Here is a 21,208-nt window from a genome sequence, read left to right on the forward strand (position 1 = left end):
CTGGGCCTCTTACCCGCTGCATCCGGAAAGGCGACCCCATGTCTCCTGCTCCCCCCAGCACGCCGACCTCGTCCGCTGCGTCCTCCTACGGCTTTGTTCTCGCCCCTCTTGTGCCCGCCCCCGAGTACCAGGCATTGGTCGCCTCGGATTTCCTCAACCCTCACCTGCTGACCGCGCTCACCTTGATCGCCGTTGGCCGCACGAGGAAGCAGGCAGCCGAGGCCATGGGGATCAAGCAGACGACGCTGACGTCCTACTTCGCGACCGCCGCCACCACGCTCGGCTGCGCACCACGAATGCCTCTCCTGGTCCACCGCGCCTACGGCCACCCGGCGTTCCCCACGCCCGCAAGAGTCAGCGCCCCCGCGCCGGTGCTCGTCCCGAACGAGTGGATGGTCCTCCTCGCCCACACCGGCGGCATCACCCTCCAGCACCTGAGCGGCTCCCGGATGCTCTCCCTGGACAGCCTCACCCGCATCAACCGCAGCCTGATGGCCAAGCTGAAAGCCGAGACCCCCGCCCACAGCGTGCGCCGGGCCTGGCAGTACGCCCTGCTGCCCGGGACCGACAGCCCAACCGCTTCCACCACCCGGCCGGGCGCGGGCGGGCAGGCGTCATGACCTGCCCGGACCCGGTCACCGTTGTCGTGGCCGTGCGCGGCACCCCCCAGGAACTGCCCGGGCTCTTCGCGCATCTGGCGGTTCAGACCTATCTCGGTGAGATCGATGTCGTCGTGGTGGACCACGGGCCCCGCCCGGTCATCGACGCCACGGCGCTGCGGAGGTGGTGGGTGCCGACGCGGGTAGTGCACGAGCCCCGGCCGGGCCTCCCGCACGCCCACAACACGGGCATCGAGGCCGCCACCGGCCGCTGGATCCTCATCACCAGCCCGGACGCCATGCCGGCCCCCGACTGGGTCCGCGCCATGGTCAGCGCCCTGACCCACAGCGGAGCGAGCCTGGCCGGCGGCCGAGTCCTTCCCCAGTTCACCGCCGCCCGCCCCCCGGCCCTACCGCCTGACGTGCTGTCCCTGTTCATGCCGACGCACTGGCCACAGACCCCGTGTGAGCTGGAGTCTCCCTATGAGCTGTCGGGCTGCAACCTCGGCATGCCCCGAGCCGAAGAGCTGAGGTTCGACCACCAGCCTGCGACGCGCGGACCGCGCCACCCCCGCCACGGGGCGCGCGAGCTGGCCCTACGAGTCCAGAAGGATGGGCGGCTGGCGACCGTGGTGCCAGGAGCGGTGGTGTACCGGAACATCCGGCCCCAGGACCTGACCATGAGGGCCCTGTGGAAGCGCGCCCGGTGGCATCAGGTGCCGGTCAGCCGTGTTCTGCGCCCTCACCCGCACAACCCCGCTGGGCTCCGGGCCCGTCTGGGGTGTGGCCGGTGAACGAACTTCTCTTCGGCACCGCTGACACCCTCATCGACCTGCTCGGCGGGCCCGGCAACGTCCTCGCCGTCACCTACACCCTCGGGGACCGGTGCGTGAAGGTCGCCGTCGCTCATCCTGACGCCGCGCGGCCCGCCGAACTCGGCGCCCACCCCGCCGTCCGGGACGCGACCATGAGCGCCTGCGGCATCGACCTTGATGTCGGCCCACGCAACTGCCCGGCGTTCGCCCTGACTTTGCTCGCCTCAGCCAACATCCTGCCGGAGCTCACATGAATGCCTCGCCCACCCTCTGGACCGCGATATCGCTCGACCCGTACGGGGTCCCGGCCGAACCGAGGAACAGCGACGGGGGACACCAGCCGTCCCTGGCCAGTGTCCACCGCGCCCGGTGCGGTGAGGAGTGGGAAGCGATCAGAGTCCTCGCCGCCGACGGCAAGCAGGCGCTCGCCCAACTCGGCTGAAACAGCGGCCCCATTGTGGCCAGCGTCTACCACGGCAGCTGGACGTTCCTCATCGACATGAAGCCCGCGCTGGCATGGAACCTGCGCGGCGTGCGCCGACTCCGCAGAGGCACCGTGATCGAGCTGCCCCTGCCCGGCGCCCGCGCCGGCGGCCGGGACGTCCGGTGGGTCGTCCCGCCCGGCGGGATGACGGACCCCACGCTGCTCCACCAGGCCCTCTCCGGGGAGACCTCCACGCCACAGGCCACGGGCGGGAAGGCACGAACCAGCGCCCCGGGCAACGGTGGCCACCGTCAGGGAGCGCAGGCCGGATCCTCTCGCCAGCGGCAGCCCCGGGAAGGCGCCGGGCCATGAGCATGCCCGGCGGGCCCGTCACCCGGCCAGATGCAAAGGCACCGCGCCAGTTGCCCGGAAGCCCCAGGGCGGCCCGTGGCGGCTGGCCGTTTCCGTCCGCAACGCAACTCCCGGAACGGGTGAGCGGCCACGGCCGAGTGAATCGCACACAGCCCGCCCGAGCTCCCGCCCCGCGATCACAGACCCATTGACACCGACCCGAACTTACGCGCGACGAAACGCCCCCGGGAGCCCGTGACCGACTCCGTTCAGGGGCCGTTTCCCCGATCACTCGTCCGATCCCCGCGTCAACGAGGAGGCGAAGTGCATCACCACCACAACGGCCATACGACCACCAAGAGGGTGCCCTTGCTGTTCGAACGCCAGCCGCTCACCGCCCCCGCCGCACCCCCCACAGCAGGAGGCGCCGCATGAAGCTGAAACCCAAAGCCACCCCCGCCGATTCGGAGGGATCGGAGTCGGAGCGGCTGCTGTTCGGCGGCCCGCTGCTGTATGACGCACGGTGGGCCGATCACCGGGACGCTTACTTCCGGATGTCGCTGTGGGCGATGGCCCTTCAGCTGCCCCACCTGGTGGCATTCACCGTGCGCCTTGCCTGGCGCGCCGACCGCCGCGCGATGTGGACGGTCGGCGGCGGCGAGCTGACCCGCGGCGTCAGTCAGGCCGTCGGCCTGATCGCGATCAACAGCGTTCTGGCCACAGTCCTGGCCAGTGGCACCATCGAGCACCGGGTGCAGGACGCGATCCCCGCCATGATCGGCGTGGCCATCACCGGCATCCTCGGCGCCCTTGCCACAGCTGCCTCCACGGCAGGCACGGGACGGCTGGAGCCGAAGGTCGAGCGCGTTGCGACCGAGATGTACCTCACCCACGTCGTTCAGGTCGAGCTGTCGGCCGTCGAGGACGCGGAGTTCAACCGGCTGATGGACAGCGCCAAGATCGGCGCCAGCGAAGCGCGCCGTATGGTCAGCTCCTGCACCGGGGTCGTCGGCTCCCTGGTGAGTTTCGTGGCCGCCGCCGGAGTCCTCACCGTGCTCCACCCCGCACTGCTGCCTCTCCTGGTGTTGATGACCCTTCCGCGTTCGTGGGCGTCCCTGCGGAACTCGCGGGCCCGGTACGCCAGCTACCAGCAGTGGATGCAGCACTCGCGGGCCGGGCGCCTGCTGAGCCAGTCCCTGATGCAGACGGGCCCTGCCCCGGAGATCCGCGTCCATGGTGTCGGCCCGTTTCTGCTCCATCACTTCCGGGGCATGTCGGAGGCGTACGAGAAGGAGCAGTCCCGCCTCGCCACCAGCCGCGCCCGTGTCCGCCTGGCCGCTTCCGCCCTGACCGGCATCGCCGCCGCCCTCACCTACATCGCCCTCGGCACGCTGCTGGCCACGGGCCTGATGGCCCTGTCCGTCGCTGGGACCGCTGTGCTGGCCATCCGCACCGGCGGGCAGAGCCTGGCGACCCTGGTTCTCCAGGTCAACAACCTCTACGAGCAGGCGTGCTACGTCCAAGACCTCCAGCGCCTCTTCCAGGAAGCAGCCCTTCGAGCGATCCCCGTCGGGGGCGCACCCGTACCCGACGACCTCACGCTGATCCGCTTCGAGAACGTCACCTTCCACTACCCCGAAGACAGCGACACCGACGACGAACCAGAGAACGCTGACGCTCCCACGACGGACCGGCCCGCGCTGAAGGACGTCACCCTCGATATCCCTCTGGGCAAGATCGTGGCGCTGGTCGGCGAGAACGGCTCCGGCAAGACCACCGTCTCCAAGCTGCTGGCCGGCCTCTATCACCCGGACGACGGCACCATCCGCTGGAGCGGCACCGACGCCCGCGAGCTGGACCGCGCCCGCCTGTGGGACGAGATCGCCATCGTCAGCCAGGACTTTCACCGGTGGCCGTTCACCTGCCGCATGAACATCACCATCGGCCGACCCGAGCGGCCACTGGAGGAGCAGGCTCTGGAGCAAGCCGCCGCCTACGCGGGAGCCGACAAGGTCGCCACCGAACTCCCCCGGGGCTGGGACACCCTGCTGAACAAGGGCTACAAGGGCGGCCGACAGCTGTCGGGAGGCCAATGGCAGAAGCTCGGTATCGCTCGCGCCCGCTACCGCGACGCCCGGATCCTCATCGTCGACGAACCCACCTCCGCCCTCGACGCGAAGGCCGAACTGGAAGTCTTCGACCAGATCCGCAAGCTTGCCGACGGCGGCCAGACCGTCATTCTGATCACCCACCGCCTCGCCTCCGTACGGCACGCCGACCTCATCCACGTCCTCGACAAGGGCGAGTTGGTCGAGTCCGGCACCTTCGAAGAACTCCTCGCCCCGTCGGCGGCCGGGGCGTTTCGTGAGCTGTATGAGATGCAGCGTGCCCAGTTCCAGGACGCCGCCCTGCCCTCCCCCCGCCAGCCGGCGGACGCGGAGGAAGGGAGCGCCATCCGGTGAGTAGCGCCCCGTCGGGAAAGAGCCTGTGGCGGCATCGGGACTTCGCCCGGTACTTCGGCGCGAACGCGGTCGACCTCGTGGGCAGCGGCGTCTCCTCGGTGGCCTTGCCGCTGATCGCCGTGGTCTCGCTGCACGCCTCGGTGTGGCAGGTGTCCCTCCTGGCGTTCGCCGAGCGGCTGCCGCCGCTGCTGTTCGCTCTTCCCGCCGGGGCCCTGGCCGACCGCCACCGCAAACGCCCGACCATGATCGGCGCGCCTCTGCTCTCCTGTGCGGCCCTGGCTGTCATCCCGCTGGCCGATGCCGCCGACCATCTATCGCTGGAACTGCTGTACGCGGTGGCTCTGGTTAATTCCACGGCCCTCGTGTTCGGCTCCACCGCCCGCATCAGCTACCTGCCTTCTCTGCTGCCTCGCCACCGGCTGCTGGAGGCGAACGCGAAAGCCGGTGCCGTCAGCTCCTTGGCCGACAGCGCCGGGGCCCAGCTCGGCGGCGCTGTCGTCGCCGTCCTCGGCCCGGCCCGCGCCGTCTACCTCGACGTCGCCTCCTATCTCGCCTGCGCCCTCCTCCTCGGCAGCATCCGCACACCCGAACCCGCGCCGGACCGGCCCGCGCAGACGACCATGCGGCACGAGATGAAGGAGGGCGTGGTGTACGTGGTGCGCCACCCCACGATCCGGCCGCTGCTGCTGACCGGCTCCGCCTTCACCGCCGTCTTCGCCGTGCTCACCACGATCTGGTCGGTCTACCTGCTGCGCGACCTGCACTATTCGGCGACCACGCTGGGCACCCTGCTGAGCGTGGCCGCGCTCGGCGGCGTCGCCGGCGCGCTCGTCGTCCGCCCGCTCGTGGCCCGATACGGCCCGGCCCGGGTCATGCTCACCGCCCTGGCCATCCTCCCCTTCACCGAACTACCGATCCTGATCGTCGAGCCCGGCCGACCCGGGCAAGTGGCCGTCGCTGCGGGCCTGTTCGTCCAGCTGGCGGCTGCCACCGCGCAGGGCTCCACCCAGCGCAGCATCCGCCAGGCCGTGTGCGAGCCGGGCATGCAGGGCCGGATGCTGGCCACCGGGCAGTGGATCACCTATGGCACCCGACCGCTCGCCGCCCTCGCCGCCGGGGCGGCCGGCACCTGGATCGGTGTGTGGAACACCCTCGCCCTCGGCACCGCCGCCCTCATCATCCCGTTCGTCGTGCTCTTCGCCTCCTCGATCCGGACCATGCACCACGTTCCCGACACAGCCCCCGTCTCTCACCCCCGCCCGGAAGGGGAACCGGCGTGACCACCGACGAGATCGACAACCCAGCCGCCTACTGGGGGAGATTGTGGGCATCCGGCCGACGCTACAGCCCGCTCACCGACGCCGAAACCGCGCTCCTGGCCCAGTACACGGGTCCTGGCCGTGGGCGCCTCGCGCTGGACATCGGGTGCGGCGACGGCGCGCTGACCCATCACCTCGCCGGCCTCGGCTACGAGGTCACGGGCTTGGACTGCACGCCGGTCGCCCCCGCTCTCGCCGAGCCGACCGCCGGGCCGGTGCAGTACTGCTGCGCGGACATCGAGGCCACGCAGCCGCCGCCCCTGCCGCAGCGCGCCTTCGCCCTGATCACCGCCCGTCTGCTCTTCGCGTTCATCAAGGACAAACCGTCCTTCCTCGACCGCGTGCGCAGCCTCCTGGACTCCGGCGGCGTCTTCTGGGTGGTCACCCCCATGGCCGACCGCCTTCCCCCCGAGCACGCATCGATTGGGATCACGGGCCTGGACGAGGAGTTGTTGACCAGGCGGTGGGGCACGGTCCGCGCCACGGACCTGGGGACGCTGCGCTGCTACGCCCTCCGGGCCTGGAGCGCCGACGACACGGAGACAAGGGGACACCGATGAGCGACACGGCCGATCGCCAGGTGTGGACGGACTTCGGGCGCTATCACCTCGATCGCGGAACCAACCCGCCCGAACCCCAGCGCGCCAACTGGACGTTCTGGGACGGAGGGCCCGGTGACGAAGTGCTCGGCGACCTGGCCGGCCGCCGGGTCCTCGACATCGGCAGCGGCACCGGCCGCTATGCCGTGCACCTCGCCCGCGCCTACGGCGCGGTCATCGACGCGGTCGACGGCTCCCCCACCCAGCACCAGCGGGCACTCGACCGTTACAGCAAGGACGAGCCGGGCGTTCGTTTCATCCTGGCCGACATCCTCGAGCACCTCCGCCTAGAGACAGAGCCGTACGACGTCGCGTACGCCATGCACTCCTTCGGCTTCGTCGACCCCCACCAGCTCCTGCCGGCGCTCGCGCCCCGGATCCGGCCCGGCGGACGCCTGGTCTTCTCCGTGCTGCACACCAACCGGGACGGCCTCGGCCCGTCCTCGACCGTCCACCCACGCCCCGAAGGCGTGCGTCTGGGCGATGACGGCATGCTGACGACCTCAATGTGGGTGCTCACCCCGGCCCTGTGGGAGGACCTACTGGTGGAGGCCGGGTTCCTCATCAAGGACGTCACTGTTCTGCCGTCGCCCACGGATGACGACCCGGTGACCTGCCAGCTCATCACCGCCCGCCGGTGCGCACGGGTGACCAGCCGACCGCGCACGACGGCCCCGCCCGTCGCCCAGACCGCTCTGGGGGTGTGCGTGATCGTCACCGATGCCGAGGAGCGGGTTCTTCTGGGTCTGCACCGGTCCGGGGTGTGGGAGTGCCCCGGCGGGAAGGTCGAGCCCGGGGAGTCCCTTGAGGAGACCGCGGTCCGTGAGCTGCGCGAGGAGACGTCGCTGTCCGCTCAGACGGACAACGTGGAGGTGATCGCGCTGCTGCTCGACGAGGTCGGCGGCACCAACCGGGCGACCGCCGTCGCAGTGGTCGCCGTGCACGCGGGGAGCCCGACGGCAGTGGAGCCAGAGCTGGTGAGCCGGTTGGGAGTGGGCGAGGACGGACGCGCTGCCGGATCCGCTCTTCGTGCCGTCCGCGCAGGCGCTGCGCGCATGGCGGTCCGATCTCCCCATTGACCACCCGCCGGTCCACCAGTACCCCGTCACTCTGCCTTCACCGGACAGGGGAGAAGGACGTGGCCCGTGATGACGCCTGCCCCTGGCACCCTGAACAGCGGGGCACCGTCTAGTCGGTCAGCAGCACGCTGTCCTCGTGAAGCTCTGCCCATACGTCGGGAGACCCGTTCACCGCACGGCTGTCGGAGATTGCGAGCCCGGCCTGGTCACAGGCGTAGGCCAGCTTGCTCGCGTTCCATAGCCGTTCTTCGGCGTCCCACAGCCAAAAGCGATGGGTCCAAAAGCCTTCAGGGGATTGCTCATCTGGTGGCAGACCTATTTCCTCTCTGCGCCGGACCTGACCGTCCGTGGCGAGCGTGCCGAAGGTGCCGCCCTTGGGGTTGAAGTAGACGCCGTACGCCCGTCCCCCGCCAGTCGTCACGGCGGTCAGACAGGAATCGGTGCTCAATCCATAGAAGGTGGGCTGAAGGAGTACGCAACCGCCCGGCACCGCGGTCACCCCGACGACCCGACTGCTGTGATCCCAGTCGTCAAAGGGGTCGTATTCCTCCGAACCGGTCGGGTACGGGTCGGCTTCGAGTCGGCGGATCGCCTCCGTCGCATCCACTCCGGAGACGAAGGCCACCGAGATCCCCTCGGTGTTCAGGCCCTCGCCGAAGACCGCGGCCTGCGCGTCGGCGGCACGGAAGGCGGCAAGCTCGGCGTCGGTGAGCTGAGAGCTGGCCATGACGGCGTCGCCGAACAACGGGGCCAGGCGGGTGGTCAGGGCGAGCCGCCCGGGCGACCAGCGGCCGATGCGGGCCGTCCAGGCGTCAGCCCCGGCGGCGAGCAACACGGCTGCGTTCTCCTCGGCTCCGTGGCAGACGGCTTCCCACAGAGCCGTGACGCCCTCGTCGTCGGTCCGGTCGACGTTGGTGACCACCCTCTCCAGTTCCCGGACCACCTCCGGACTGCCGACGGCGGCGGCCCGGTGCAACGGTCGCGCATCGGGGTCGTCGGGGTCGGCACCCGCTGCCAGGCGGGCCCGCACCACCTCCGGATCTTTCCAGCCCTCGGACCCCATGTAGTCCCAGTCCGGGCGGTCCCGCTGAACCGATTGCGGGTGCTGCGGCTCGGAGAAGAACACATGCTGGGGCTGCGCCATGATTTCCGACGGCCCCATGGTCATCCAGCCGCGGTTCTGCTGCTCGTACGGCGGCGGCAGGTCCGGCCAGACCTCCACCGCCTCCTCCGCAGCCACCCGCAGCGCCGTGCCGTCGAACTCCGTGAGGGTTTCCGGGACGGCCTGTGCGGGCCATTCGGTGATGAGGGTGAGCGGGCCCTCGGGCGGAAGCTGGGACAGGTGCAGCTTGATCCCGTAGTGGAAGAGTCCACCCGTTCCGCCGAGGAGCCGGAGACTGGGCTGTGCCGTCTCATGGCCGGAGGTACTCCACTGGTCCGGGTCCAGGGTGCCGGCACGGTGACCGTCGGCAAGCAGCACGGTGAACCGCAGCCCGTCCGGGCCGCCGCCGCGGCTCTCGTGCGCCTGGCGTCGGAAGACGCTCAGCCGGATGCTCAGCGAATCCGGCCACACTTCCCAACCGGTCAGCAGAATGGTGGTGTCCGGCCCTGTGCCGACCACGGTCTTGTGCGGCAGCCGGGCGGGCACGAACCACCACTCGGGCGGAAAAGGTTGATCGCCCGCCGACTGGTAAGCAGTGAGTAACCGAGAAGAAGTCATGCGGCCGATGATGGCACCCGCCACTGACAACGCCCCCAGAACATGGCTGCCGGGACAAGAACGACGCTTCGCACGCCTCCGTGACTCTTCCCTGTCAGCTTCTTCTGCGCGGTCTCCCGCCACCGACGGCAAGCCGTACATCCTCAAGGTCGTCTGCAAGAGCCCCGCACTGCGCAGCACCACCTCGTTCAGTGCCTTCGACAAGCCCTCGGACGTTCGGCCTCCGGCCGAGGCCGCACGTGTCGGACACAGGCGGCACCGGTCGCTGAGCCTGGCGCAATGGGCCCTGAGCGTTGTCCCGGACTGGCCCCTGGCCCCGCCAGGATGGCAGCGAGGAAAGGCCGTGAAGCCGTCGGAAGCCGAAGGCTTGGTTCGCCGCTTCATTACGCCGTAATACTGGCGGCCCGGCTTCTGCCCGCGGCGGCGAGGACAGTTCTGCGCGCGGACGGCCGGCCATGTCACGTCTGGCACAACTCAGCCCGGTGATCCGCCGGTTCGGCGATCACTGCGGCTCACGGACCATCTCCACCGCCTCACGGACATCCGGATGCGGGTCGTCGGCAAGCTGATCCAGCAGCTCGGCCACCCCGGGGGTGGACCAGCCGGCGACCGCCCACACCAGGTCCTCCCGCACACCGGGGTGGGGGTGGGCAGCGAGGTGGGTCAGCCGGGCGAGCGGGCCCCGTCGGCGCATGCCGAACCAGTGCAGCGCTTCCCGCAGCACGGCCGGGTCTCCGGGGTCGCCTGCTGACGTGACCGTTGCGAGCAGCACCCTCGCCGGTGGCGGCGGACCGTCCAGCGGATGCGGCACCCGCTCGCGCAGGCGCCGCGCCCCGTACCCTCCGCGCACCCGGCAACCGAAACAGGTGCACGGGCGGACGCCGTGCGCGTCCGGCTGGTAACGCCAGCCCACCACCTGTGGCGCCGCGCGGATCCGGTGCACTTCGCGCGGCCGGACCGCCCTGGGGACGACAACCTCCCACCCGCGCGGGTCGTCCAGTGCGGCGATCCGCCGCACCGCCTCGGCCGCGGGGACGGTGGCCTGGGCGTTCCGCGTGCGATCCGTGTAGCGCCCGACCAGCACATGCTCGTCGTCGTCCAGTCGCACATGGACGGCCACGAGCCCTCCCCGGCTGCCGAAGCGGGCCAGTTCACGCAGCCATTGATGGGTGAGGGTGTACGACGGCAGCACCGGGAAGCAGTAGACCCCGCGCGTGCCGCTCTGTCCGGAGCCGGTCGCGCGGATTCCGGATCGCCGGATGCGCGACGCGTTCGCCGCCGAGGTTATGTGCACGAACATCGCCATAGCCGGAAACTAGGCGGCGAAGCCGACATTGGTGACGTACTCGTACTGGCCCCACTGTGAGCCCAGATCCGGGAGCACGTCGGCGGTCCACGTATCGTCCAGGGCTTGGTGGTCACCGGCCGCCCAGGAGGAGACGATTTTGTCCCAGCGGCGTATGTTCATGGTCCGGTACTCCACCACTCGTTGCAGCGGCCGTGGCACCTGGGATTGATTGAGGGGGTGGATCTCCACCCTCGTCCCGCGGCCTTCGCGGTTGAGACGGGCCAGGAGGTGCCGGGCGACGTTCTGGCGGCGCACCACCCGATATGCCTGGTCGATGCGTTCCAGGTTGGCCTTCGTAGGCGACCGTTTGCCCTCCGACCACGCTTTCAGCGTCCGGTCGGTGACCGTCAGCCCGGCTTCCCTGGCGGCCTGGCGGCTCTTGCCGGACCTGGTCAGGTAATGCAGACGCGCTAGCAGGCCGCGCTTGGCCGTCACCGGGGTGGCGATGCCGCCCGCGAGTTCGTCGAGCTGACGCGCGACAGCATCACTGCCCTTGCTGCCCCGGGCACCGAACTTCCCGAAATCGATGTTCCTCTCCGGCACTACCCCTGCCCTTCCCCACCCGTCTCAGTACGGTCGCTGCCCGGCCTCGTCGCCTACGGCGGTCAAGCGCATGCCCGGAGTTCCGAAAGCCCCGCCACCAGGCTACCCAAGGCCCATTTCTCCTTCTCCGTTGCACGTATCGCACGGCGCCTCATGCTGCCACCCCTCTTCGTCCTCCCATTCGATCTTTCCGCCGCCCTGGCACGAGGAGCACAACGGCATGAGCGCCGTCTCCCCGATCCGGGCACAGACGGCGTCTTCCTCCAGGAGGACCGCGCTGACTCCTGCCGGCGCGTTCTTGGTGATCTTGACGCGTCGGCGGCCTTTCCAGGCGCCGGCCACGATGCCTTCGGTCCCATTGGCCCAGCCTGAACCGTTGGCCTCAATGCGGACCTTGTCGCCGTCTCGGATGGCACTCACTGCTGACCACTCCCGTCGCCCGATTCTCGTCAGGGGACTCATGCTGGCGCCCACGGGCACTCGCACACAACCGACGGCTGCGGCTGGACCTGGTAAATGTGCGGACCCCCGCCGCCGCGTCGGCCGCGGGGGCCCTTCCTTCCTTGCCCGCCGCTGGTAACAGCTGTTACCGTGCCGGTATGGGGAAGACACAGCTCGGTGCACGCGTCGATGCAGAGGTCGCGGAACTGGCCCGCCAGCGGGCCGCGGCGCGCAATTTGTCCCTCGGCGACTATCTGGCGCAGCTCGTGATGGAGGACGCCAGCGGGATCCGCGAGCGGGCCATGGCCGCGGCCGCCCGGTTCATCGAGGAGCACGGCGCTGTTTTCGACGAAGCCGAAGATGCCCGGAAGGCCGGTCCCGGGGCGCGTGCCGCCTGATGGAGCTGCATGTCGATGTGGCCTGGATCCTGCAGGTCGCCCAGATCGCCGGTGTCCGCGACCCCTCTCCCGACGACTACGGGGTACCGGTCGCCGCTTGCGCCCGGCATCAGGCCGAGCTCCTCGACCGGCCGGTCTATGACGGCCCTTACGCCCGTGCCGCGGCCCTGGTCCACACCCTGGGCCGCTGCCCCTGGCTGGAACGCTCGAACCTGACCGTCGCCGCCGCCAGCGGCGTGATGTACCTCGAAGCCTCCGGCATCTCCGTCAAACCCACCCGCACCGACGCCACCGCCCTGCGTGACCTGCTCCTCGAACCATCGTGCACCGCACCCCAGATCGCCGCGCTCCTGCGCTCCTGGCCCACCGCAAGCCACACCGGATAGCGACCCTGCCCGAGACCGGCCACGCAACGTCGCAGGGGAATTCCCGGAGCATCGCCCGGCGCTCCGCCCCACGTCCGCCCTGTCACGCGGGTGTGTACCCACCGAACGAGGAATCGAGCGCGAGTTCCCGGCGGAGGTCGTCCAGCGTGCGGCCGTCGGAAAGGTGCCACAGCGTCCAGCTGTTGATGACGTTGCCGGTGGCGGCCTCGGCGAACTGACCGTCAGGGGTGACGACCGCGCGGCCGAAGCGGTTGGCCCAGTACCGGTGGAAGGTGAGCACGGCGCCGGGGGCCAGGAGCCCCGCCTGCAGCAAGCCGGTGAGGGCGCCGCGAGGCACGACGGGCGGCGGCGTCGTTGCTGCGGCCCCGATGCCCGGTGCAAGCGTGACGTGGATGGTCTCGTCGCTGCCGGCGTTGGCCAAGTGCGCGATCACCGCGGAATCGAAGTGAATGCTGAGCATGGGCATACAGGCTCCCGGAGGATGGCTACACCGAGCGGATTGGCTTGCGGAATCAGCCTATCTTCTTCGATCTCCAGCGACCCGGGGGAATTTACCCGGCGCCTCCACCCACGCCACCTCGGCCATCAAACTCCAGATCCCGTCGCAGTTTTATGCGGAATCACAATCTGGGGCCACTAGGGGTTTCTCAGCATCCTCCCGATGGCTAATATATCGGCGATGATATTTCCGCCATCCCTGCCAAGCCCATGCGGTAATGGCGATTATCTCCCATTTCAACAGAGCTTCCAGGCCCGGCACAGAGCTCAAAAAGAGGAGCGCAGGTGCGAACATCCGACGTCTATATTTCCGCAGTGGGGGTGGACGTACCCGACTGCACGAGCGTTCGCCAAGCGATTGATGACGGGTTGCTGGACGCCGCGGTGGCGGAAGAGTCGGGTTTTCTCGGGGTAGCCGTTGCCGAAGAAACGCCGGCTCCGGAATTGGCTGCCCGGGCCGCACGCCAGGCGCTGGAACGCTGGACGGGAGATGTATCGACGCTGGGGCTGCTGCTCTACGTCGATTCCTTTCCCTCGGGCCCTGGTGGTTGGCTACCGCAGTCGTATCTCATGCGGGAAGTGGTGGGAGGTGATTTGCTCGCGGTCGGGGTACGTCAGGGCTGTAACGGTGTCTTCGGCGCTCTTGAGCTGGCGGCGGCATATCTGAAAGGCACCGCCACTGAGGCGGTTATCATCACCGCGTCGGACAACATGAGTTCACCGTTGGTGAATCGGTGGCAGGCGAGCCCGGGATACGTGCTGGGTGACGGAGCATCGGCTGCAATCCTCACCAGGAGCCCAGGGTTTGCTCGGCTACTTTCTGTGAATTCCGTGGCGGTGCCTGAGCTCGAGGGGATTCACCGGGGGAATCAGTCGTTGAATCCATCCACCCTGCCCGTTGATCAGCCGCTCGACCTGGGTGCCAGAATGGTCGAGTTTCGTGACAGCGGAGGGTCCTACCCTGATCTTGTTTCGAAGACGAGGGAGGCGCAGAACGAGCTGCTCACCAGCACCCTTGAGGACGCTGAAATCGGTATCGCAGACATTGCGCGAGTAGCTCTTCCGCACGGCAGCCTGAAGAACGTCCGCGCCGGAATCGCCGCCCTGGGGTTCCAGATGGAGCAGTCCACCTGGGATTACGGTTGCCGGGTGGGCCATGTCATGGCCAGTGATCAGCTGCTTTCCCTGGACCATCTGCTCAGTGCTGAGGAGCTCAGCCCGGGCGACCGGATTCTCCTCATGGGATACGGACCGGGACTGGGCATGGCAGCTGCGGTCGTCGAGATCGCCACGCTTCCTTCCTGGGTGGGTGAGCGTGGATAGACAGATGAACATCGTGACGGATTCGACGTTGCAGAGCTAAGTGCCCATCGATGCCATAGGCCCGTCGATGCCATAGACGTTCACTAATCCTTGTGGAGGGTTGATGGTTTCCGACCGCTTTCCGGCCGTCGAGGGCAGAAGGCCATATGATCCCGTTGACCTGTCATCGCGAGCTTTCTGGTCGCAAACCGCAGCCCAACGGGAAAAATCTTATGCAGTACTTCGAGAACAACGGCCGGTCTCCTGGCATCCACCCATCGAAGGAAACTCAGCGCCGAGTGAGGGTGCGGGCTTCTGGGCCATTGTTCGGCATGAGGATATCGTCACAGTCAGCCGCCAGAACAGCGTGTTCATCGCCGGAGCCGGCGTCTTGTTCGAGGACATCCCTGAGGGAACTCTCGACGGCTCACTATCCCTTCTCGCCATGGATCACCCCGGACACACGAAGTTGAGGCGACTGGTCTGCGGTGCGTTTACGATGAAGCGCGTCACCCAGATGAAAGAGATCATGGAGGCGCACGCGAGACAGATTGTCGATGAATTGGCCGCCTGCCCTGACGGCCGGGCAGATTTCATCGAGAAGTGTTCCTCACTTTTTCCGATGCGCGTGATCTCCGACATTGTCGGAATCTCTCGTGACCAGCAAGATGACGTCGTCGCGGCAGCGATCGCGTTGAGCAGTGTCGCACCCGACGAAACGGCTACGGACGGGCTCGCCCTCATGGAAGGGGCGATGAAAGGTAATCGCTTTCTGCGCGACGTAGCACTGGATTTGGCCACGCGGCGACGAGCCCAGCCGGCCGATGACCTTATGACTGTATTGGTCGAGGCAGAATCCGAAGGGGAACGGCTGACCGATTCCGAGATCGTCGACCTATTTGTACTGCTTTGCATTGCAGGCTATGACAGCACAAAGCAAACCATTAACCACGGGCTCAAATTGTTGACCGATCTGCCCCAGCAAAGAGCATGGCTGCTGGAGGACCTGGAAGGGCGTATCGGAACTGCCGTTGAGGAAATTCTTCGCTACGCCACATCCGTGATGACTTTCCGTCGCACTGCGGCAATCAATACAGAACTCGGCGGCCAACACATCAAGGCAGGCGACAAGGTGGTGATGTTCTATCCTTCAGGCAATCGTGATGCTTCGATTTTCCCGGAGCCGGAGTGTTTCGATCTGAGCCGCGATCCCAATCCCCACGTAGCCTTCGGAGGCGGTGGCGCCCACTTCTGTCTGGCTGCCCAGCTCGCCAGATTTCAGTTGCGCGCCCTCTTCACCACTCTGTTGCGTCGGCTACCGGATATCGAAGCGGAGGAGCCTCAGTACACGGCCAGCACATCTCTCAATAAGATCAGTCGACTGCCGTGCCGCTTCACCGCCGGATGGACCGGACGAACCGGATGAATACCTGCTCGTGAACGCCACGGCGGGCCCTGCGCCGCCTGCCAGGCGCAGGGGGGACCCGGCCCACTGGTGCAGGCGGGCACGCAAAGGGCTCGTCCCCGCCTCCGCCGTTCATCTGGACCCCGCCGGCCGGTGGAAGGCTTAGGAGTTCGCTGTCGCCTCGGCAGGCTCGTCGGTTTTCCCAGCGGTCCGGTCTGCGTCTGTGCCTGTGTCCGCTGTGTCCGCCTGGCTCGCCGCCGAGTAGAACACCGAGCGCTGCTGCCGGGTGCGCAGGGCCTGACCGCGGGAGACCAGCGTTTCCAAGGCGTTGCGCACCAGCGTGGGCTTCACCTCGCGCTCCGGGTAGGCCGTGGCGACGGTGGCGGTGATCTCGGAGGCCGAGCGAGGTTCGTCGTGCTCCTTCAGACACGCGGCGACGAGTGCGTGCAGGGGGGCCTTCGCAGCCCGTGCGGCCTTCTCGACGGGCGCGTCCTGCTGCCCCGTCTTCCCTGCTCGGCGGGGTGCCTTGGGCTTTTGGGCGCCCGCTCGCGCGGCGGTTCCCCGGCGCTGGCGGGGAACCGCTGCCGTCTCCTCCTTCGTGGCGGTGTCCGGTCCCTCGGCACTGTCAGCGGCGGCGAGCGGCCGGGAGGCCAGTGATTCCTGCATGCGCAGAATCAGTGCGTGGTCCTGGCGGAGGGTCTCCAGGCGCGCTTGAAGAGCTTCCAGCTCGGCAGTGATGCGCTTCTGTTCGTCCGCGTTGGACACCAGGTCGGCGGTCAGTTTCTCGCGGTACTGGTCCGCCAGGCTGATGGCGTCCGAGGGGTCGGTCTGGTCAGTCACTGTTTTCTCGCCTTCTGGGAGTGTGCTCGCGGCCGATGGTACTCATCCGGGCAGTCATACTTTCCCGTTCGGACCTGTCGCAAGGGCAGCTGACATGGTGTCGCGGCCGCGGACCGACTGACTCCCGGCCCACGGTGGTTGCTGAACCGGGCGCCTTGAGGGACGAGGAGGCTGTCTCACTGCCGGTCAGATGCCACCGATCCGTTGCCACCGATTTCCTTGTCGATCAGCGCGAACACCTCCTCGTCGGTCGCGGTGTGCAGCTCGGCACTGCGATCGGGTCCGCTCTCACCCGGTTCCGCCGCTCTGCTCACCTCTCCGGCCAGCGCACGCAGCCGCCGGGCGAGAACGCTGCGGCTGTCGGCGCCGAGCACCACGCCGGACAGGGCCGCCTCCAGGCGGCCGAGTTCGGCGAAGGCCGGCGGCACGGCCTCCGCACCGTCGCCGACCTCCGGCAGCAGCCGTTCGAGCAGGTGCTCGGCGAGCGCGACCGGGGTGGGATAGTCGAAGGCGAGAGTGGCGGGGAGGCGGAGTCCTGTGTCTCCGTGCAGTCCGTTGCGCAGTTCCACGGCGGCGAGCGAGTCGAAGCCGAGGTCGCGGAACGAGGCCCGGGGATTGACGGCTTCGGGGCCCGGGTGGCCGAGAACTGCGGCGATACGGGTGCGGGTGAGAGTGAGCATCACGTTCTTCCGGCCGGCCGTGTCCTGGGCCGCGAGGCGGGCACGCAAGACGTCGGGGCCCTGGTCCGCGTCCGTCCGCGAGCGCCGGGCCGGCACGCGGACCAGATTCCGGAAGAGCGGCGGGACGGCGCGGCCGATACGGAAACCCGTCGTATCCAGACGTACGGGCACCAGCGTGGGCCGGCCGCAGGTCAGGGCCGCATCGAAGAGCGAGAGCGCCTCGGACGTGGTCAGCGGCCTGATGCCGGTGCGAGCCATGCGCTCACGGTCCGCGCGGCCCAGGTGCCCGGTCATACCACTGGTCTCTCCCCACAGGCCCCACGCCAGGGACAGGGCCGGCAGGCCGTGGGCGTGCCGGTGGTGGGCGAGGGCGTCGAGGACGGCGTTGGCGGCGGCGTAGTTGCCCTGGCCGGGTGAACCGAACGTCCCGGCGGCCGAGGAGTAGGTGACGAACGCCGTCAGCGTGGTGACTTCGCGCGTCAGTTCGTGGAGGTGGAGCGCGGCGTCGGACTTCGGTCGGAGAGCCGCGTCGAGGTGCTGGGGCGTCAGCGAGGTCAACGTGGCGTCATCCAGGGCACCCGCCAGGTGGACGACGCCGACGAGCGGGTGCTCGGCGGGGATACCGCGCAGAAGCGCCGCCACAGCGGCACGGTCGCCGATGTCACAGGGCTGGACCGTGGCTTCCACCCCCGAGGCGGCCAGTTCTTCCAGGAGCGCGCCGACGCCCGGTGCGTCCGGCCCGCTGCGGCTGGCCAGCAGCAGCCGCCGCACACCGTGCTCGTGGGCCAGGTGACGGGCGAGAGCCATGCCCAGCGCCCCTGTACCACCGGTGATCAGCACCGTGCCGGAAGACCCGAACGGCTTCGGGTCCGGGACCTCGTCGGCGGCCGCCGCTCCCTGGGGGGCGGGGAGCCGGGCCAGGCGGGGCACGAGCAGTTCCCCGTCACGCAGGGCCGCTTGGTGCTCTCCCCCTGCCACCAGTGCCGCCACCGCGGCCCGGACGTCCTGTGAACCGTCCGGGTCGAGACCGTCCGGGTCGAGACCGTCCGGGTTGAGATCGTCCAGGTCGAGGAGGACGATACGGCCCGGGTTCTCGGACTGTGCGGAGCGGATCAGCCCCCACACCGCCGCGCCCGCCAGGTCCCGCACGTCCTCGCCGGGGGTGGCCGCCACCGCCCCTCTGGTGAGAACGACGAGCCGACTGTCATTGAGCCGGCTGTCCAGCAACCACGCCTGCACCAGACCCAGTACGCGGTGTGTGACCGTGTGAATGTCCTCCACTGCGCCGCACCCCGTGCGCCCGTCGCTGCCGGCGAGCACCGGCAGCAGAAGATTTCCGGCAGGCTCCGTGCCGTCCTCTTCCACAGTCGCCATATAGGCGGCCGGGTCGGTGAACGTGACCGGGGCGGGCGACCCGAAGCCCTCCCCCGCGTAGGCGTTCGCCGCCAGTACGGCCCATGTCGCCGCAGGGGTGGACAGGGCTCCCTCCGTACGAGGCCCCCGTTGCCACTCCAGGCCGTGGAGGTGCTCATGCCGGTGAGTGGGAGATGCCGCTCGCAGCGCGTCCACCGACACTTGGCGCAGCTCCAGCGAACCGATGGCGGCCACTGGGCGGCCCGTCTCGTCGGTTACTGCGAGTGAGACAGAGCGTCGTTCCCCTGTGCCTTGCCCCAGGGTGAGCCGGACCCTCAACATGCTGGAGCCTGCCAGGGTCAGCGACACATCGGTGAAGGAGAAAGGCAGGACAGGCTGTCCGTCTCTTTCACCATGCGGCAGGAGTGCGGCGGCGTGCAGGGCGGCGTCGAGAAGCGCCGGGTGCAGACCGAATCGGTCAGCCTCGCCCGCTTCCTCCTCGGGCAGACACACCTCAGCGAACACGTCCGCACCCTGCCACCATGCCGCTCGCAGCCCTTGGAATGCAGGCCCGTAGACGAGCCCAGTGACCGCGTACTGGTCGTAGAGCTGATCCAGTTCCGCCGCCGAGAGCTTGACCGCCCCTGGTGGTGGCCATGCCTCCACCGCCTGGTTGCCGGGGAGCGACGGCAGGTCGGCCGCGGTCGGGGGGCCGGACGCTTCCGGGCGGAGGGTGCCGGTGGCGTGGTGTTGCCAGGTGTGGTCGGTGTCGGGGTTGTGGGGGGTTTCGGGGCGGGAGGAGATGGTGAGGGTCCGGTGTCCGGTGTCATCCGGGGTGCTGACGGTGATTTGGAGGACGGTCGCTTGGTCGTCGGGGAGGGTGAGGGGGGTGTGGAGGGTAAGTTCTTCGATGTGGGGGGTGTGGGTGTGGTGCCCGGCTTGGAGCGCGAGTTCGAGAAAGGCGGTACCGGGGAGGAGGACCGTGCCGGCGACCGTGTGATCGGCGAGCCAGGGGTGGGTGGACAGGGAGATCCGGCCGGTCAAGAGGAACCCGTCCCCCTCGGCGAGAGCCACCGCCGCGCCCAGTAGTGGGTGTCCGGCCGGTTCCAGGCCCATTGCTCCCGCGTCCCCGGTGCCCGGCGCTGCGGTGAGCCAGAACCGCTGGCGTTGGAACGGATAGGTCGGCAGATCCGTGAGACGAGGCCGAGGGGAGCACCGGGTGTAATGCGCGGCCCAGTCAACCGCCCGGGCGGTATGGACGTGAGCGAGGGAGGTGAGGAAGCGGTGAGTGTCGTTGGTGTTGCGGCGCAGGGTTCCGGTGACGGTGACCGGGATAACCGTCTCGTTCGGAGTGGTGTCGGTAGTTTCGTGGATGGCGGTGGTGAGGGTGGGGTGGGGGCTGCATTCGATGAAGAGGTGGTGGCCGTCCTGGTGGAGGGTGTGGACGGCTTGGGTGAAGCGGACGGGGTGGCGGAGGTTGCGGTACCAGTAGCCGGCGTCCAGGTTGGTGGTGTCGTTCCACTGGTTGTCGAGGGTGGAGAAGAACGGGATGTTTCCCTGGCGGGGGGTGATGTCTGCGAGACCGGCCAGAAGCTCGTCGCGGACACTTTCGACGTGGGGGCTGTGGGAGGCGTAGCTGACGGGGATCTGTTTCGCTCTGATGTGGTGTTCGCGGCAGTGGGCGAGGAGTTCTTCTGCCACTGTCTGTTCGGCGGAGATGATCGTGGAGCGGGGGCTGTTGTGTGCGGCTACCCAGGCCCGGCCTGGCCAGTGGTGTTCCAGGAGGTCGCCGGCTTCGTCCCCGGACAGAGCGAGGGCGGTCATGGTGCCCGTGTCTGCGGCCATCTCGTCCAGAAGCCGGCTGCGCAGGGTGATGATTTTCGCGGCGTCGCGCAGGGTGAGGGCGCCGCAGACGTGGGCGGCGGCGATCTCGCCCTGGGAGTGGCCGATGACGGCGTCAGGAGTGATGCCGTAGGAGGACCACAGGCGGGCCAGGGAGACCATCACCGCGAACAGCAGGGGCTGGACGACCCCTGCTTGTTCCCACGCGGGATCGTCCTGCGGCCGGCTGAGCATGCCGGTCAGGTCCCAGCCGGTGAACGGGACCAGGGCCTGCCCGCACTCCTCCATGGACGCGGCGAAGACCGGCGAGCTCTCCAGCAGGCCCCGGCCCATTCCCGCCCACTGACCGCCCTGGCCGGGGAAGACCAGCACCGTGCCACTGGTGCTCGTGCTGGTCCCCCGGACCACAGAGGCGTGCTCTTCACCGGCGGCCAGAGCCGACAACCCGGCCAGGAATCCGTCCCGATCCCCGCTCAGCAGCACCGCGCGGTGATCAAACACCGACCGGCCCGACGCCAGCGAATACCCCACATCCGCCAGAACCGTTTCGGGTTGGGTGGTGAGCAAGCGATGCAACTGTCCGGCCTGCGCTCGCAAAGCACCTTCAGTCTTCGCTGAGACCGGCCACGGCAACGGCAACGGCAGGGCTGAGGGAGTTGTTTGCCCGTCTTCCGGGTCCGGGGCGTCGTCATCCCGGGCGGGCGCCTGCTCGATGATGACGTGCGCGTTCGTCCCGCTGACGCCGAACGAGGAGACTCCTGCCCGGCGGGGCCGTCCGTCCGTCTCCGGCCAGGGCACCGGCTC

At 68.8% G+C, this 21,208-nt stretch carries 20 protein-coding genes; 13 read left to right on the plus strand and 7 right to left on the minus strand.

Annotated elements, in window-relative coordinates; genetic code table 11:
- The first annotated feature begins 38 nt into the window (after positions 1–38).
- The 9 genes from ABZ951_RS22070 to ABZ951_RS22110 all read left to right on the plus strand — a co-directional run bounded on the left by ABZ951_RS22070 (position 39) and on the right by ABZ951_RS22110 (position 7,648).
- Positions 39–620, plus strand: coding sequence for a hypothetical protein (locus ABZ951_RS22070; protein ID WP_344094225.1), 582 nt, complete (start codon positions 39–41; stop codon positions 618–620).
- Positions 617–1,393: a glycosyltransferase family 2 protein gene (locus tag ABZ951_RS22075; RefSeq protein WP_344094223.1), complete on the plus strand. Its 777-nt coding sequence runs from the start codon at positions 617–619 to the stop codon at positions 1,391–1,393. The genes ABZ951_RS22070 and ABZ951_RS22075 overlap by 4 nt, the downstream gene beginning before the upstream one ends.
- Complete coding sequence (locus tag ABZ951_RS22080) at positions 1,390–1,668, plus strand: hypothetical protein (RefSeq protein WP_344094221.1); 279 nt, start codon at positions 1,390–1,392, stop codon at positions 1,666–1,668. Before ABZ951_RS22075 ends, ABZ951_RS22080 begins: the two co-directional genes overlap by 4 nt.
- Entirely contained in the window at positions 1,665–1,856 is a 192-nt protein-coding gene (locus ABZ951_RS22085; RefSeq protein ID WP_344094219.1) for a hypothetical protein, read from the plus strand. The genes ABZ951_RS22080 and ABZ951_RS22085 overlap by 4 nt, the downstream gene beginning before the upstream one ends.
- A 15-nt stretch (positions 1,857–1,871) precedes the next feature.
- Positions 1,872–2,210 (plus strand): hypothetical protein, encoded by a 339-nt coding sequence (locus tag ABZ951_RS22090; protein ID WP_344094216.1) that lies wholly within the window; start codon positions 1,872–1,874, stop codon positions 2,208–2,210.
- A gap of 410 nt (positions 2,211–2,620) precedes the next feature.
- The gene (locus ABZ951_RS22095) at positions 2,621–4,651 is read left to right on the plus strand and encodes an ABC transporter ATP-binding protein (protein ID WP_344094214.1); all 2,031 of its coding nucleotides are present in this window, start codon (positions 2,621–2,623) and stop codon (positions 4,649–4,651) included.
- A complete protein-coding gene (locus ABZ951_RS22100) occupies positions 4,648–5,931 on the plus strand; it encodes an MFS transporter (protein ID WP_344094212.1) in 1,284 nt (427 codons plus the stop codon). The genes ABZ951_RS22095 and ABZ951_RS22100 overlap by 4 nt, the downstream gene beginning before the upstream one ends.
- Positions 5,928–6,530 (plus strand): class I SAM-dependent methyltransferase, encoded by a 603-nt coding sequence (locus tag ABZ951_RS22105; RefSeq protein ID WP_344094210.1) that lies wholly within the window; start codon positions 5,928–5,930, stop codon positions 6,528–6,530. The genes ABZ951_RS22100 and ABZ951_RS22105 overlap by 4 nt, the downstream gene beginning before the upstream one ends.
- Entirely contained in the window at positions 6,527–7,648 is a 1,122-nt protein-coding gene (locus ABZ951_RS22110) for an NUDIX domain-containing protein (protein ID WP_344094208.1), read from the plus strand. Before ABZ951_RS22105 ends, ABZ951_RS22110 begins: the two co-directional genes overlap by 4 nt.
- A 109-nt stretch (positions 7,649–7,757) precedes the next feature.
- Here the strand turns inward: ABZ951_RS22110 and ABZ951_RS22115 are convergent, their stop codons facing one another.
- The 4 genes from ABZ951_RS22115 to ABZ951_RS22130 all read right to left on the minus strand — a co-directional run bounded on the left by ABZ951_RS22115 (position 7,758) and on the right by ABZ951_RS22130 (position 11,679).
- Positions 7,758–9,572, minus strand: a complete 1,815-nt coding sequence (locus ABZ951_RS22115; protein ID WP_344094206.1) for an ankyrin repeat domain-containing protein — start codon at positions 9,570–9,572, stop codon at positions 7,758–7,760.
- Positions 9,573–9,870: 298 nt separating this feature from the next.
- The gene (locus tag ABZ951_RS22120) at positions 9,871–10,674 is read right to left on the minus strand and encodes a HEAT repeat domain-containing protein (protein WP_344094204.1); all 804 of its coding nucleotides are present in this window, start codon (positions 10,672–10,674) and stop codon (positions 9,871–9,873) included.
- 9 nt (positions 10,675–10,683) lie between these two features.
- Entirely contained in the window at positions 10,684–11,259 is a 576-nt protein-coding gene (locus ABZ951_RS22125; protein ID WP_344094202.1) for a transcriptional regulator, read from the minus strand.
- Positions 11,260–11,361: 102 nt separating this feature from the next.
- Positions 11,362–11,679 carry a hypothetical protein gene (locus ABZ951_RS22130; RefSeq protein WP_344094200.1) on the minus strand — a complete coding sequence of 106 codons (318 nt, stop codon included), beginning with the start codon at positions 11,677–11,679 and terminating at the stop codon, positions 11,362–11,364.
- 179 nt (positions 11,680–11,858) lie between these two features.
- Between ABZ951_RS22130 and ABZ951_RS22135 the strand changes: the two genes are divergently transcribed.
- Both ABZ951_RS22135 and ABZ951_RS22140 read left to right on the plus strand, forming a co-directional pair.
- Positions 11,859–12,098 carry a hypothetical protein gene (locus ABZ951_RS22135; protein WP_344094197.1) on the plus strand — a complete coding sequence of 80 codons (240 nt, stop codon included), beginning with the start codon at positions 11,859–11,861 and terminating at the stop codon, positions 12,096–12,098.
- Entirely contained in the window at positions 12,098–12,484 is a 387-nt protein-coding gene (locus ABZ951_RS22140) for a fic family toxin-antitoxin system, toxin component (RefSeq protein ID WP_344094195.1), read from the plus strand. The genes ABZ951_RS22135 and ABZ951_RS22140 overlap by 1 nt, the downstream gene beginning before the upstream one ends.
- A gap of 82 nt (positions 12,485–12,566) precedes the next feature.
- Here the strand turns inward: ABZ951_RS22140 and ABZ951_RS22145 are convergent, their stop codons facing one another.
- Positions 12,567–12,944, minus strand: a complete 378-nt coding sequence (locus ABZ951_RS22145) for a DUF4357 domain-containing protein (protein WP_344094193.1) — start codon at positions 12,942–12,944, stop codon at positions 12,567–12,569.
- Between the two features lie 323 nt (positions 12,945–13,267).
- On the opposite strand from ABZ951_RS22145, the gene ABZ951_RS22150 reads away from it, so the two are divergent.
- Positions 13,268–14,305 carry a ketoacyl-ACP synthase III family protein gene (locus tag ABZ951_RS22150; RefSeq protein WP_344094191.1) on the plus strand — a complete coding sequence of 346 codons (1,038 nt, stop codon included), beginning with the start codon at positions 13,268–13,270 and terminating at the stop codon, positions 14,303–14,305.
- A gap of 103 nt (positions 14,306–14,408) precedes the next feature.
- Positions 14,409–15,710: a cytochrome P450 gene (locus ABZ951_RS22155; protein ID WP_344094189.1), complete on the plus strand. Its 1,302-nt coding sequence runs from the start codon at positions 14,409–14,411 to the stop codon at positions 15,708–15,710.
- Positions 15,711–15,851: 141 nt separating this feature from the next.
- Here the strand turns inward: ABZ951_RS22155 and ABZ951_RS22160 are convergent, their stop codons facing one another.
- Together ABZ951_RS22160 and ABZ951_RS22165 are read right to left on the minus strand one after the other, a co-directional pair.
- The gene (locus tag ABZ951_RS22160) at positions 15,852–16,529 is read right to left on the minus strand and encodes a hypothetical protein (RefSeq protein WP_344094187.1); all 678 of its coding nucleotides are present in this window, start codon (positions 16,527–16,529) and stop codon (positions 15,852–15,854) included.
- Positions 16,530–16,705: 176 nt separating this feature from the next.
- Complete coding sequence (locus ABZ951_RS22165) at positions 16,706–21,202, minus strand: SDR family NAD(P)-dependent oxidoreductase (RefSeq protein WP_344094262.1); 4,497 nt, start codon at positions 21,200–21,202, stop codon at positions 16,706–16,708.
- Between the last annotated feature and the right edge of the window lie 6 nt (positions 21,203–21,208).

This window comes from Streptomyces sp. NPDC046215 (assembly GCF_040646215.1).
GTDB lineage: Bacteria > Actinomycetota > Actinomycetes > Streptomycetales > Streptomycetaceae > Streptomyces > Streptomyces stramineus.

What these genes read in the sequence shown, in the direction of transcription:
- ABZ951_RS22070 (WP_344094225.1), top strand. Translation starts at nt 39, where the DNA reads ATGTCTCCTGCTCCCCCCAGCACGCCGACCTCGTCCGCTGCGTCCTCC.
- ABZ951_RS22075 (WP_344094223.1), top strand. Translation starts at nt 617, where the DNA reads ATGACCTGCCCGGACCCGGTCACCGTTGTCGTGGCCGTGCGCGGCACC.
- ABZ951_RS22085 (WP_344094219.1), top strand. Translation starts at nt 1,665, where the DNA reads ATGAATGCCTCGCCCACCCTCTGGACCGCGATATCGCTCGACCCGTAC.
- ABZ951_RS22095 (WP_344094214.1), top strand. Translation starts at nt 2,621, where the DNA reads ATGAAGCTGAAACCCAAAGCCACCCCCGCCGATTCGGAGGGATCGGAG.
- ABZ951_RS22110 (WP_344094208.1), top strand. Translation starts at nt 6,527, where the DNA reads ATGAGCGACACGGCCGATCGCCAGGTGTGGACGGACTTCGGGCGCTAT.
- ABZ951_RS22120 (WP_344094204.1), bottom strand. Translation starts at nt 10,674, where the DNA reads ATGGCGATGTTCGTGCACATAACCTCGGCGGCGAACGCGTCGCGCATC.
- ABZ951_RS22135 (WP_344094197.1), top strand. Translation starts at nt 11,859, where the DNA reads ATGGGGAAGACACAGCTCGGTGCACGCGTCGATGCAGAGGTCGCGGAA.
- ABZ951_RS22140 (WP_344094195.1), top strand. Translation starts at nt 12,098, where the DNA reads ATGGAGCTGCATGTCGATGTGGCCTGGATCCTGCAGGTCGCCCAGATC.
- ABZ951_RS22145 (WP_344094193.1), bottom strand. Translation starts at nt 12,944, where the DNA reads ATGCTCAGCATTCACTTCGATTCCGCGGTGATCGCGCACTTGGCCAAC.
- ABZ951_RS22155 (WP_344094189.1), top strand. Translation starts at nt 14,409, where the DNA reads ATGGTTTCCGACCGCTTTCCGGCCGTCGAGGGCAGAAGGCCATATGAT.